At 59.5% G+C, this 13,430-nt stretch carries 9 protein-coding genes; 4 read left to right on the top strand and 5 right to left on the bottom strand.

Annotated elements, in window-relative coordinates; translation table 11 throughout:
* Nucleotides 1–234: 234 nt before the first annotated feature.
* Complete coding sequence (locus CFT68_RS13660) at nucleotides 235–426, bottom strand: cold-shock protein (RefSeq protein WP_088844113.1); 192 nt, start codon at nucleotides 424–426, stop codon at nucleotides 235–237.
* A 146-nt stretch (nucleotides 427–572) separates the two neighbouring features.
* Here CFT68_RS13660 and CFT68_RS13655 point away from each other — a divergent pair, with 146 nt between their 5' ends.
* Entirely contained in the window at nucleotides 573–1,589 is a 1,017-nt protein-coding gene (locus tag CFT68_RS13655) for a hypothetical protein (protein ID WP_088844112.1), read from the top strand.
* A 77-nt stretch (nucleotides 1,590–1,666) separates the two neighbouring features.
* On the opposite strand, the gene CFT68_RS13650 is transcribed toward CFT68_RS13655, so the two are convergent.
* On the bottom strand, nucleotides 1,667–2,533 hold the full coding sequence (locus CFT68_RS13650) for a hypothetical protein (RefSeq protein WP_088844111.1): 867 nt from the start codon (nucleotides 2,531–2,533) through the stop codon (nucleotides 1,667–1,669).
* A 167-nt stretch (nucleotides 2,534–2,700) separates the two neighbouring features.
* On the opposite strand from CFT68_RS13650, the gene CFT68_RS13645 reads away from it, so the two are divergent.
* Complete coding sequence (locus CFT68_RS13645) at nucleotides 2,701–3,507, top strand: phosphatase PAP2 family protein (RefSeq protein WP_088844110.1); 807 nt, start codon at nucleotides 2,701–2,703, stop codon at nucleotides 3,505–3,507.
* Nucleotides 3,508–3,518: 11 nt separating this feature from the next.
* Here CFT68_RS13645 and CFT68_RS13640 read toward each other — a convergent pair whose 3' ends face one another.
* Nucleotides 3,519–4,568: a ComEA family DNA-binding protein gene (locus tag CFT68_RS13640; protein ID WP_088844109.1), complete on the bottom strand. Its 1,050-nt coding sequence runs from the start codon at nucleotides 4,566–4,568 to the stop codon at nucleotides 3,519–3,521.
* 368 nt (nucleotides 4,569–4,936) lie between these two features.
* Here CFT68_RS13640 and CFT68_RS13635 point away from each other — a divergent pair, with 368 nt between their 5' ends.
* On the top strand, nucleotides 4,937–5,530 hold the full coding sequence (locus tag CFT68_RS13635; protein ID WP_088844108.1) for a DinB family protein: 594 nt from the start codon (nucleotides 4,937–4,939) through the stop codon (nucleotides 5,528–5,530).
* Between the two features lie 85 nt (nucleotides 5,531–5,615).
* On the opposite strand, the gene CFT68_RS13630 is transcribed toward CFT68_RS13635, so the two are convergent.
* Both CFT68_RS13630 and CFT68_RS13625 read right to left on the bottom strand, forming a co-directional pair.
* Nucleotides 5,616–6,383: a fatty acid desaturase family protein gene (locus CFT68_RS13630; protein WP_088844107.1), complete on the bottom strand. Its 768-nt coding sequence runs from the start codon at nucleotides 6,381–6,383 to the stop codon at nucleotides 5,616–5,618.
* 67 nt (nucleotides 6,384–6,450) lie between these two features.
* Nucleotides 6,451–6,951 (bottom strand): DoxX-like family protein, encoded by a 501-nt coding sequence (locus CFT68_RS13625; protein WP_141106560.1) that lies wholly within the window; start codon nucleotides 6,949–6,951, stop codon nucleotides 6,451–6,453.
* Between the two features lie 190 nt (nucleotides 6,952–7,141).
* On the opposite strand from CFT68_RS13625, the gene CFT68_RS13620 reads away from it, so the two are divergent.
* The gene (locus tag CFT68_RS13620; RefSeq protein ID WP_141106559.1) at nucleotides 7,142–13,405 is read left to right on the top strand and encodes an alpha-2-macroglobulin family protein; all 6,264 of its coding nucleotides are present in this window, start codon (nucleotides 7,142–7,144) and stop codon (nucleotides 13,403–13,405) included.
* Nucleotides 13,406–13,430: the final 25 nt, after the last annotated feature.

Raw genomic sequence — 13,430 nt, 5'->3', positions numbered from 1 at the left:
CGGATGCGGGCTGCCACCGGCGTTTTCTATTCTGGTATGCCCGAAGGAAACTAGGTCTGACAGGCCGGGTTGGCTACGGTCTTTCCTTGTTCTGCGCCGATAATCCTAACCCCGTCTCACACAATAAGAACGGCCGTAGAGGTGGCCTAGGCCACTCAAAAAGAAAGCTCCATCCTGAAACTGGGGTACAGTTTCGAGATGGAGCGAACAATAGGCGGATGCAGAGTGGAAAAGCTAGATACGCTCTACTTTAACAGCGTTTTGGCCTTTTTTGCCGTCAATAATTTCGAATGATACATTATCATTCTCACGGATTTCGTGAATCAGGCCGGTTTGGTGCACGAAGATTTCCTGACCATTCTCATCCTGCACGATGAAACCGTAGCCTTTGGATTCATTGAAAAATTTCACTTTGCCAGTTTTCATAGCAGGTGTTGATAGTTGTAGGGTGAAAGAATACGGTAAAACTAACGCCTATTTCCAAACTTTGGAAACCTGGCACTTGGTAGAAAGGAACATGGCGCGCGGCAGTGCGTATGAATTTAAGCATCCCATTCTAATGCCTACTATCCATGCCAGAGCAACCTACTTCCCCCAACCAGAATTCTGCGCCCGATACTGACCCGCAAAAGCCCGCTTCGGCCCCGGCCGCTTCCGGTCAGTTTGTGGACGAGTCGGAGATGAGACAGGAACTCCCTCATAACCAGGCGCCGGAAGAGCAGCCAGACCAGGAAGCGGCTCCTCATAATCTGCAGACGCCGGCCAACACCGTAGCGCAGCAGCCTTTCGCCAACGATTTCAACCACGATGAAAACGAACTGCAAGGCCCGAGCCGTGGTGAGTTTGGCCGCCAGTCGGGCCAAGGCTACACGCAGGGCGGCTACGGCAACGAGCGCAGCCGCGGCCCCGAATCCTATGCCGGAGCCCTGAACACGCCGGCTGCTACCACGGGTTATGATGGGGAGCGGGAGCAGAAACCAGCGGGTTTTGTGGAGCCGATGGGCAGCCGCTACGGTTCGGAGTTACCATCTTCGGAAACCCAGAAGCCTTCCTCCGTGAGTTCGGGGTTTGCCAATGATAATGCCGCCCCCAAAGGCCCTGATTCAGGCTACAGCGAGAATTACGGCACGTCGTCGTTGGGTGGAGCCGGGGCCTCTAGCGCAGAAGCACAGCCCGAGGCGCATCATCGTAATCAGCGTGAAGACTACACTCCAGGGCACCCCGAGGGTGGCCCCGGTGGCCTACACACTGGCCTAGGAGCCAGCGGCCCGGCTACCGGAGAGCAGGAGGCGGGCACCAGCGAAACCCAAGGCAACCGCAGCGGCTACAATGCCACCGGCAACAGCGCCCAGGGCAGCGAGCAAAAAGGTTTCGGCACCAAAGGCGGCTCCTATAATGATGAGTACGACTCGGCTAACGATGCGGCACAAGCAGGCTCGCCCTCCCGCGGTGACTATGACAAGCAGGATGCCGCCCAGAACTACGGCGGCGCTGCCAGCGACCGAACGGACAACCCCGACTCGCCAGACTACGGCGCCGCCCCGCGCCGTGCCGAATCGCATACCGGCGGAGAAGATCGGCCGGAGTAATCACTCAGGCTAATAAAAAAGGCCCTTCGCTTATACCAGCGAAGGGCCTTTTTTATGTGCTCAGGCTTTCTAGGCCACTACTTCTTTTTGGTAGCGCGGTAGAGGCGCCCTTTCTCATTGCTGAAGATGAAGTCCTGGTTATTGACGAAAACCAACGCCTCGGCCTGGCCTGTGGTAGCAGTGGGCAAGCACGTTTTCAGGCCATCGAAGAGGCGGCGGCCGGGCAGGCGCTGAAACAGGTACACGTGCCCATAGCCCAGCAGCGCTACCTGGCGGCCATCGGGGCTGATATCGGCTGCGGTAATCCAGGTATTTATTTTCAGGCTATCTGCGAGGCGGGCGGTATGGCGGCCGGGTTGAGCTGGTAGCACGTACTGCTTTACCCAGTGACTTTTGCTGCGATTTTTCGTGAACAGGTACAGGCTGTCCTGGTAATAATAGAACGCCTCACAGTCGAAATTGCGGTCTGCTTTGCGTGGCGGAAAGGCCCGCTGATCCGGGTAGTCGAAGCGAATGGTATCTACCTGTCGCAAATCGGGCCCGCTTAGACGGTAGATGCAGAGGTTGCGGCGCTTGTTCTGGTTGTTGCCAAAGTCGCCGATGTACAGCCGTTGTTCATCATCCTGCGCAATATCTTCCCAGTCGATATTCACCAGCGGCGAAAGTTCCAGCGTTTGCAGCAGGTCGCCCTGGGGCGTGACTTTGTAGAGGCGGGCCGTATTGCCGCCGTCGCCGTGGGTCCATAGGTCGCCTTCGGCATCGGCCAGCTCCAGACCCGAGTTTTCCACCACCTTTTCGCGGTCTAGGCGCCCTACCTGCTCCACCTTGTACTCCTTCTGCACCTGCCGAAACTCACCCCGGCCCTGATCGGAGCTACAGCCACAGATGACGGACTGCAGAAAGACGAGGATCGGGAACAGCTTATCGCGCAGCAGAAATAACATAGGCAGATGGGTGGCCGCTGCTTCAGATCAACGGAGAAGATGGTTGTGTACCGAGTGAAAGAGCATTGCCGACAGCAAATACGGGCTTTTTGCCGGAACGGCAGACCAAAGCCTCTGTAAACCTACTATCTTGTTATTGGTCAGCTAGGCTACTTTATTTCCTGGAAATGCGTTTTGTCTTTTGCTTCATCCTGCTAGCCTCCTTGTCGGGGCAGTCTGTTTTTGCTCAACAACTGCTTTCCCCGGCCACCCCAACAGACAGCACAGGAACAGCTGGCTCCGTGCCTGCGCACCGGCTGGGTACGTGGCTGAAGCGGCCAGTAGTGTGGCACACGGCCGTTCCAGTGGGGCTGATAGGCCTAGGCTACCTCAGCCGCAATGAAAATGTGCTGGACGAGGCCAAGGAAATGATGCGCGAGGAAACCACCGAAAACTTCCCCCGCTTCCATACTTCCCTCGACGATTACAGCCGCCACCTGCCCATCGTAGTGGCCTACGGGCTCTACGCCGGCGGCATGAAGGGCGAGCGAGGCGTAGTGCCTTTCACTATCATCTACGGGTTGTCGCATGCGCTGAGCACGGGCGTAGTGAGCCAGCTGAAAAGCACCAGCCACACCAAGCGCCCCGATAATGCCCAAGACTTCAGCTCATTTCCCTCGGCGCATACGGCAGAGGCCTTCATGACGGCGACCTTGTTGTATGAGCAGTTCGGGCGCACGCGCCCTTGGCTGGCGGTGGGCGGCTACACCATTGCCACGGCCACCGGCGCCATGCGGATGCTTAATAACCGCCATTGGGTTACGGATGTGCTGGCCGGAGCCAGCATTGGCGCACTTTCCGCCGAAGCCGTTTGGCGGCTGTACCCGGCCGTAGCCCGTTTGCTGCCGGGCCGCGTAGGTCAGAAGCTGCTGCTGGTGCCCACCTACGCACCGGGCGGCGCGGTAGGTTTCGCCCTGGCGGTTAAGAATATCTGAGCAGGAGTGGCCTAGTCGAACCGCAGATAGGGGCGGAGCTTTTCCACGGTAGCCTCATCCATGATTCTGATCTGCCGTAAGTCGTTGGCTTGCTTGAAAGGACCGTGCTGCTGGCGGTAGGCCACTACCACGCGGGCCAGCCGCTTGCCCATGTACGGGTGCGCCTGCAGCACCTCAAAGGGCTCCGAGTTTATATTGATGGTGGCGGGAGCAAAGGCCGGTCCCACAAACGTGTATTTGCGCAGGCTATCTACCAGGTCAGGGGCATCGCGGAAGCTGTAGATTTCGGCCAACTGAACTTCACGCAGGAAGCCACCCAGCCGCTGTCGGTACTCTACTACGCGCCGCGCATAGCCGCGCCCAATGCCCCGAATCTGCATGAGCTGCGTCGTATCGGCCCGGTTCAGGTCGAAAGAGGCCAGATGCGTGGGCTTGCGGGCAAAGTGCCCAGGGCCGGTTTCCTCAAAGGGTCTGCGGGCCGGAAAACGAGAATTAGAGTTGGCATATTGCCTAGCTTCGCGGGGCGGCAGTTGGTCGGGCAACTGGATGTAAGGCGCCAAACGCGCATACACGGAGTCCTCTAGGCCATACGTGCGGCGTATTTGCTCCTTAGCTTTGAAGCCGCCGATTACGGTGCCATAGTGCACAATGCGGCGCGCCACGTACGCTGGTAGGCCACGTGCCTGCCAGTCCAGTTCAGTAAGCGCATTTGGGTTGAAAGGGGCCAGGGCTATCTGAGGCACGCTAGGCCGGGCCGCATAGGGCCGGCGGGGGTAGCGCGAGGCATAAGTGCGCGGCTGCCGCTGGGCCGCCAGCTCCGCCGCCAGGGCGTCGAGGCGGGCTTGGTCGGGGGCGGGGTCGTAGTGGGGCAGGGCCGGACGCAGCAACGTAGGCAGCCACAACCATATCACCATCAGCAGAAGCAGGAGAACAAAGCCCGACGTTTCGCGGCGCGAGAAGCCAAACCGGCGGCGCATAGCCCGTTGAAAAGACGCCAGCAGCGAAGAGTTGCCCGCAGGAGGTGTGGCAGGCTTCGGACGGGTAGTGCGGGGCGCGACCATCAGGGGAAAGCGGATAAATAGAAATAAAGGATATGGACCGAGGCAATACTGTTCTGCTTCTTCAGTAAAGGGCAGAAATAAGGGGTTAAGTATAAGGAGAAAAGCAGGAATATAAGGTGATAACGCCTGCTTGTTTCTTCGATTTTTACCAGTGCCTCGTAAGAGTACCACAGTAGCTAGTCAAGTGGCCTAGCGCCTCATTCAGGCTGTTGTCGAAAGGTTCTGTCTAGGCCGACTGCCCAGAAAGCTTAGGTGAATGAGAGGCGCTGTACTGGCCTATTTATATAGTCTAACGGCAGGTGGCGTTGGCTAAACGGCGCTATCGGCGTATCATTACATCTGCAATCCGACTTACTCCCATCCTTGCCATGTCTGCACCCGCCCGCCGTACTACCGAGTTTCTGGATTCTCTGGTTGCTGATTTGCGCCAGGTGCGCGAAACGGTAGACCAGCGCTTCCGGCCTCTCACCGACGACCAGCTCAACCGTGGGCCCGGGCCCGGCAAGTGGAGCGTAGGCCAGTGCCTGGAGCATCTCAACATCATTGGGGGCTTGTATCTGCCCGTGATGAGCAAGAAAATAAAGGCCGCGAAGGAGCGCGGCTCCGCGCCTGCTGAAACCGTGGTACATGGCTACTTTGGCAAAAAGATGACAGAAGCCATGCGGGTGCCGGCCTCTGAAAAAGCCGTAAAAGCGCCGCAGCAATATGCGCCCAGCGGTATGCGCCTGCCCCGCACCGTGCTGGAGGTTTTCGGCCGCCAGCTGGATGAGCTGGAAGGCCTCATTGAGCAGACGCGCAGCGTCAATGCCAACACCATCAGGATTCCGAACCCCATAATTCCGCTGTTGCTGCCGCGCCTCACCGATGCGCTGGAGCTGTTGGTAGTACACATGCAGCGCCATATTGTCCAGGCCGAGCGGGTGCTGGAAGGGCAAGGAGCTCTGAAGAACGTAGCCGAATAAACCACCCTAAAGGTATCGTAGGCCACCTTATTGGGTTTAAAACCCAGCAAGGTGGCCTACTGCATTGTAGACTATTGGTTGCTGATTAGTGGTGATGCAATTTCTCCGGGGGCGCCGGAAGCTCGGCAGCTGCGCGGTACAATAAGGCAGTAGGCACACGGGGGTAGTGGTGGTGCACGTGGTGAAAGGCAAACGATGACACCACCGGCGTCCAGAGCTGGGCAACGGCGGCGGCGGCGCGCGCCGCGGGGTTGCGCGAAGCTACGTGGTGCGGAATATAAGAGGCCCAAACGGGCATAGTGGCGCTCATAAAGAAAGCTACGCCCCAATAAACCAGGCCAGCCAACGAGCCCGTCAGGAAATACAGCGCCACGAACGCCGCCAGTAGCAGCACCGTGAAGGCGGTTTCCAGCAATTGAATTCGGCGGGTGTTGGGCGCAATGCGCAATGATTCTCGGCGGAGCATGAGAATATGCCAAGGGCCCTGCCACAGCACCCGCGAGAATTTCCAGGTGGCCGGGGCGCCTTCGGGGTCATCTTCGGTGAGGCAGCGGCCGTGGTGGCGCAGGTGCGTGACCTGCAGGGCGTGGCCGCTTTTCAGAATGAGCAGGCCGCTCATCGTCAGGATGCGCTCATTAATGGGCTTGGATAGGCCTAGCGCATTGTGCATGGCATCGTGCATCTGCACAAAAGCCGCCAGGCACACGGCCACCGCCACCGGCACGGCCAGCCACCACCAGCCGACCATGGCCAGGCCTATATAGAGGGCGGCCAGTACCCAGGGGCGCGCCAGCTCCACGTAGCGCTGGCTGGGCGTAAGCTGTAAATGAGCCGATATGGCAGTGCTTTTCATCCGGATAGTGTTAAAAAAGATCGATAGATTATGGAAGTGTCTGACGCTGACCACAGCTCAGTCCTGGTTATTCATCCGGAATCGTGAGCAGGCCTACGGCGGCCAGCGCCATCATCGAAAGGTTGAGCGAGAACGGGTTGAAAGGGGCCGAAAACACTGCCGGCTGACTAACCAGCACTCCTATACCTAAGCCCAGTAAGCCCACTATATTCAACCAATAGGCCACTTGTAGGCCACCTCGCGGCAGCACCCAGAATAGTAGGCCAAAGAGTATTTCGCCTATTCCTACTGCAAGCGCAACGTGGTGAGTGGCGGCTGGTGAAAATCCCAGGCTCTGTACCATCCGCAACTCACCAGTGTCTGGAAACAGCAGCTTGGGCACTACGCCCTGATAGATCCAGCATAGGCCTAGCACCAGGCGCATCAGCCGTTGCGTGAGAGCCAACCGCATAGCAGCGGCGCGCGGCAGGGCCTTTCCCGGATGCCGCGGTGGTTGTGGCACGTGCGCCACAAGCGCTTCGTTGGCGCTCTTCAGGTGCACTTGGCTATAGGTAAGAAGATTTCGCAAAAGTATAGGACTACCCAGAAATTAGTAGCCAAGAAAGGTACTACTGCCTCGGTGATAAGCCAAGCCATAAAGCCGATTTTAGCCTTGACTAGCAGGAGGCTATACTATTTTTCAGGAGCTAGCGTGTGGAATCGGGCAGGGTAAAGCATCTATGTTTTTACCAACTTGCTCCCATCATCCTCTCCACGCTATGCGCTCCTTCCTGTTCAGCTTACTGCTCCTGCTGATGTTGTTCTCCTCCGGCTCCTCTCAAAACACCCCACCCGGCGACGGAAAGGGCAACCACGCGGCTACCTGGAAGAAGATTGATCTGCTTCTGGCCAAAGATCAAACGGCCTCGGCTGCCAAACTGCTGGAACCCATCTACCAGGTGGCCCGCCAGCGCCAGGATACGCCGGAATACCTGCGGGCACTGCTCTACAAGCTGCGGCTGCTGGAGGCCAAGGAAGAGGAAGCCGACGAAAAAGCCATTGCCTTGGTCGAAGCTGATCTGAAAACGGCCAAATTTCCGGCTAGGCCTATCCTGCACAGCCTGCTAGGCCAGCTCTACGCGCAGTATTATCAGCAGCACCGCTACCAGCTCTACGACCGCACCCGCGCCGCCGCACCTGACCCCGACGATGCCAGCACCGCCGACATCCGCACCTGGGATGCCGCGCGCCTCGGCAGCGCCGTGGTGCAACACTTCCGCGCCTCTCTCCAAGAAGAACCCCAGCGCCAGCAGCAACTCAAGCTGGCCGCGCTGGGTTACGCCGTGCGGGGCGGCGATGCCGAAGGCCTTGCCCTGCGCCCCACGCTCTACGATTTGCTGGCGCACCGCGCCGCCGACGGCCTGCAGAATGAGGAATTCTATGTCACGCGTCCGGCAGAGCAGTTCGAGCTGACGCGCCCTGCCTTGTTCGGGCCTGCCGAGGAATTTGCACGCCTCAAGCTCACCGCTCCCCAAGCCGATTCGCTGAATGGCCAGTTTCATGCGCTGCAAATATTGCAGCAGCTCACCCAATTTCGGCTGCCGGATGCTAAGAACCAAGCCGCCCTGGCCGATGTGGAGCTGCAGCGCCTGCGGTTCGTGCGGCAACACAGTCGCTTTGCCAACGCCGATTCGCTTTACCGCCGGGCGCTGGCCCGCTCCGCCGAAACGTTCCGGGCGCTGCCCATCAGTGCTGAGTTTGTAGTGGAAGAAGCCGTAACCTGGGAAGCAAGCCAACCTGCAAAAGCCCGCGAGCTGGCGCTGGAAGCCGAAAGGCGCTTCCCCAAATCGCGCGGTGGCCAGCAGGCCGCTACTTTGCGGCGGCGCCTTGAGCAAGTAGCCCTCAGCTTTACTACCGAGGAGGTTGTGCTGCCCAACCAGCCGTGGCTCCTAAAGCTGGAAGTGCGCAACGCGCCGAAGCTTTACGCTAAAGCCTATCGCCTGACCACGGCCCAGGCTGTGCGCCAGCTTGAAAGCCCTCGTGAAACAGATGGTACGGCGGCCAGCTTCCGCAAAACCTACGCCCGCGCCCTGGCCGCCGCTCCCGTGGCTTCCTGGACCCTGGCTGTACCCGGCCCCCCCGATTACAAGACGCACGCGGTGCAACAGGCAGGTCCTGCGCTGCCGCTAGGCCACTATCTGATAGTGCTGAGCACCTCAAATGACAACCCCACTAAAGAACAGCCTGACCTCACAACGGCCTACACTCGGTTGGCGGTGAGTGAGCTAAGCCAAGTGCGGCGCAATGCTGCAGCTACCGATGGCCCTGAGCTGCTCGTGTTGCATAGGCAAAGCGGGCAGCCGCTCTCTAGCGTGCGGGTGCTGCCCTTTTTTCAGTATTATAACCAAACCTCGCGCAGCTACGAGCAACGGCGCGGTAAGCTCCTGACCACTACCGCAGAAGGCCAGGTGCAGATTCCGGTAGGCCTGACCTCGGGCCAGAATACCATGCTGCGGGCGGTACTACTTACCCTGGGCCAGGACTCGTTGCTCAGCGAAGGCGGCGGGTATTACGGCTCGCGCCAGTCCAACCGCGACCAGGAGCAGCCCCAGCGCCGCACGTTTCTCTACACCGACCGAGCCATCTACCGGCCCGGCCAAACGCTGTACTTCAAAGGCATCCTGACCGAAACCCGCGCCGGCAAGTCGGAGCTGCTCCGGAAGCAGTCTGTATCGGTTCGCCTCGTGGACGTGAATGGTCAGACGGTCCAGACGCTGCCTTTCACCACTTCCGATTTTGGCTCCTTCCACGGCTCTCTGCTGCTCCCGACTGGTCTACTGAATGGCGAAATGAGCCTGCAAACGGACGACGGCAGCGCGAGCTTCGCGGTGGAAGACTACAAGCGCCCCACGTTCCAGGTTACGTTTGAGCCCGTGAAGGGCACGCCCGTGCTAGGCCAGTCCGTGACGGTACGAGGCAAGGCAGTGGCCTACGCTGGCCAGCCTGTAGATGGGGCTACGGTGCAATACCGCGTGGTGCGCCGCACCTTCTGGCCTATGTTCGGGCGCGGCTACGGCGGTGGGCAGCCTGAAGTGGAAATCCTCAACGGCACCGCCCAAACGGATTCCGTGGGCGGCTTCAACATCACCTTTATGGCGAAAGGGGAGGCGCTAGGCCAGTCGAAGCGCGGGCCGTGGCTGCCCGGCTACGTGTTTGAGGTGACGGCCGATGTAACCGACGCGGCCGGAGAAACCCGCACCGGCCTGCAGCACATCAGCCTCGGCACCAACGCCCTGACCCTGCATCTGGAGCTGCCGCAACTGCTTAACCGTGAGCAAGTGCCTACGCTGCGGTTGCTCAGCACCAATGCTACCGGCGAAGCCCTGCCCGCCCGCGGCCAGCTAAAGCTTTACCGCCTCACGCCGCCCGCTACTGGCCTACGTTCCCGCGTCTGGGAACGGCCCGAGCGGGAAGCCCTCAGCAGCGCCGAATTCAAGCGTCAGTTTCCGCTCGATGCTTATGGGCAGGAAGACAATGACAGCACCTGGACCCGCACGCTGGTGCTGGAACAGGCCTTCGATACTGAGAAAACCACCGCGCTACTTGGCCTACAAACTGCGCTAGGCCAGCAGCAGCCCGGTCGCTACGTGCTGGAAGCCACCGCCCCGGCAGCCGGGAGCGCGCCGCTGGTTACGGCGGAAGCGCGGTTTACGCTATACTCAGCTACCAGCAGGCAGCTGCCAGTACCCACGCCCGACTGGTTTGTGAGCCTGCAGGATAGTGTACTGCCCGGCCAGCCGGCGCGATTCTTGGTGGGTAGCTCCGAAGCTGGGGCCCGCGTACTGCTACAGGCCGAAGCCAAAGGCGAAACATTGCGCCAGGAGTGGCTCACGCTGGCTGCCGGGGAGCAGCGCGTAGTGGAAATTCCCGTTCCAGCCGCTCTAGATGGTACCCATCTCTACGTTCACCTCACGCAGGTGCGCGACAACCGCCTGTACCTGCACTCGGCCACCGTGCAGGTGGCCACGCCGCCCGCGCCGCTGGTGCTCAGCATTGCTACCTTTCGAGACAAGCTTCAGCCCGGCCAGAAGGAAACCTGGCGCGTTACCATTCACCAAACCGGCGGCAAGCCTGCCCAAGCGGAACTGCTGGCCACGCTGTATGATAAGTCGTTGGATGTTTTCCGGCCACATTCTTTCACGGGTCTGGATTTCGCGAAACCGTATTACCCGGCTGTGCTCGCCTGGCAGGGGCGCTTCGGGACAGAGGAATCGAATGAGTTGTTTGGAACAACTCTGTCTGACCCAGATAGTGAAATGCTTTACCCTCATTTGAATTGGTGGGGATATTCACTTGGAGATGGGGAAAGCCAGAATGACTATAAGCTACTCCCCAAAAACACGAGCATAAAATTTACGCCTCCTATTATTAAAAGGGACGAAGAATCAACGGCCGGTACGCGAGTAACACTTCGGGGCAGCAGAAGTGTAGCGGCCCCTGCCGCCATGAAGATGGCTGACTCAAGCCTGAGCGAGGTAGTAGTAGTAGGCAACAATACACAACAGCGCCAGACTATAACAGGAAGCGTTGCAACGGAAAAGCAAGCCCAACCTGACCTCTCCGCCGTGCAGGCCCGCTCGGATTTCCGCGAAACGGCTTTCTGGATGCCCGCGCTACGCACCAATGCCCAGGGGGAAACCGTGCTGGAATTCCAGATGCCCGAGGCCGTGACGCGCTGGCAGCTGCTGGCCCTAGGCCACGACCAACAGCTGCACAGTGGCCTACTGGCCAGGGAGTTAGTAACGCAGAAGCAGTTGCAGGTAACGCCCAACGCCCCGCGCTTCTTCCGCGAAGGCGACCAACTGCGCCTCACGGCCAAGCTCAGCAACCTCACCGCGCAACCCATGAGCGGCACGGCTCAGCTCTTCCTCTTCGATGCCCGCACCCAACAGCCGCTGGATAGCAAACTGCTGAAAAGCGCCGGTCAGGTTAAGTTTGACCTTAAGGCCAACCAGAGCAGTGGCCTAGGATGGGATATTGCGATACCGGAAACTGCCGAAGGACAAGTGCCGCTGGAAGCTATAACCTACCGCGTGGTAGCGCAAACGGATGCGCCGAAAAAGCAGCGTCGCAAAGCCAAAGCAGCACCTATTGAAGTGTTTTCTGACGGTGAGGAGAACACGCTGCCCGTGCTGCCCAACCGGATTCTTATTACCGAAAGCCTGCCGTTGCCCATTGTGGGTCCAACTACGCGGGAGTTCGAACTAAAGAAGCTGACGAGCACCACCTCGGCCACGCGCCGTAACTACTCGCTCACGCTGGAAATGACCCAAAACCCGGCCTGGTATGCCGTGCAGGCGCTGCCCTACCTCACAGAGTACCCCTATGAGTGCTCGGAGCAGGTGTTCAGTCGTCTCTACGCCAACCTGCTGGCCGCCAAAATTCTGCAGAGTAACCCGCGCCTCAAAACCATGCTGGCTGAGTGGCAGCGCGCCGCCCAGGCCGGCGACAAAACGGCCCTAACCAGCAAGCTGGAGCAAAATCAGGAGCTCAAAAACCTGCTGCTTCAAGAAACGCCTTGGGTGCGGGATGCCCAATCAGAAACCGAACAGATGCGTCGCCTAACGGAGCTATTTGATGCGCCCCGTCTCGAGGCCGAAACGGCCCGCGCACTCACCAAGCTGGCCAAAATGCAGCAGCCAAACGGTGCCTTCCCGTGGTTCGAACGTATGCCCGACGACCGGTATATCACCCAACTCATCTTGGCCGGCTTCGGTAAGCTGCAGAAGCTGGGCGCGCTGAACCTGAAGCAAAACGCCTCGGCTCAGGAAATTTTGCGGAAAGCTCTCGGTTACCTTGATGGGGAGCTGGCGCGTGACTACACCAATCTGCGCAAGCAGCCGAAAGTTGATCTGAAACAGCAGCATCTATCGGATCTGCAGATTCAGGCTTTGTATGCGCGCAGCTTCTGGTTGGAGCAAGCCGTGCCCAAAGCCACGCAGCCTGCCCTGGCCTACTACCAGCAGCAAGCCGCCACCTATTGGAAAGACCAGACCCGCTACCTCCAGGCCCAAATTGCGCTAGGCCTGCATCGGCAGAAAACCCAGCCCGTCGCAGTACGCACCATTCTGCAGGCACTCAGCGAAAACGCCTTGCACTCCGCAGAGCTGGGCATGTATTGGAAGGAAGTGCGCGGCGGCTACTACTGGCGCGAGGCGCCCACCGAAACCCAGGCCACCCTCATAGAGGCCTACGACGAAATTCAGCAGGACCAAAAGTCGGTGGATGAAATGAAGCTGTGGCTCCTGAAGCAGAAGCAAACCCAAAACTGGGAAAGCACCCGCGCCACCGCCGATGCCTGCTACGCCCTGCTGCTGCGCGGCTCCGACTGGCTCCAGCCCACGCAGCCCATTCAGGTAACCGTAGGCCAGTCGGCAGTGGTGCCGACCGCCCAGCAGGCTGGCACCGGCTACTTCAAAACCACCTGGACTGCTGCCGACGTCAAGCCCGCCCAGGGCAAGGTAACGTTGCAGAAAACCGATGCGGGAGTGGCCTGGGGCGCGCTTTACTGGCAGTATTTCGAGCAGATTGATAAGATAACGCCCGCCGCCACGCCCCTTAACCTGGAGCGCCAGCTCTACCGTGAGCAGCGCACCGCCGGCGGCCCCGTGCTGGAGCGCCTTACGGCCGCCACCCCGCTACGGGTGGGTGATGTGCTGGTGGTGCGCCTCGTGTTGCGCTCCGACCGCGACCTGGAATATGTGCACCTGAAAGACCAGCGCGCCGCTGGCCTGGAGCTCATCAGTCAAACATCGGGCTATCATTACCAGAGTGGCCTAGGCTACTACGAAAGCCCCCGCGACGCGGCCACCAACTTTTTCATGAGCTATTTCCCCAAAGGCACGCACACCTTTGAGTACCGACTGCGGGCTGCCCAGAGCGGAAAATTCAGCGGTGGCCTCTCGCAGTTGCAGTGCCTCTATGCCCCCGAGTTTACGGCCCACTCCGCCGGCACGCGCGTACAAATTGCCTCGCAACCATAAGAAGTACGTCGGCCGGAAAGAGCTG

Origin of the sequence: Hymenobacter gelipurpurascens (assembly GCF_900187375.1) — a bacterium.
In the GTDB taxonomy this organism is placed as follows: domain Bacteria; phylum Bacteroidota; class Bacteroidia; order Cytophagales; family Hymenobacteraceae; genus Hymenobacter; species Hymenobacter gelipurpurascens.
The sequence above is the reverse complement of the archived record's forward strand: the minus strand, read 5'-3'. Positions and strand labels throughout refer to the sequence as shown.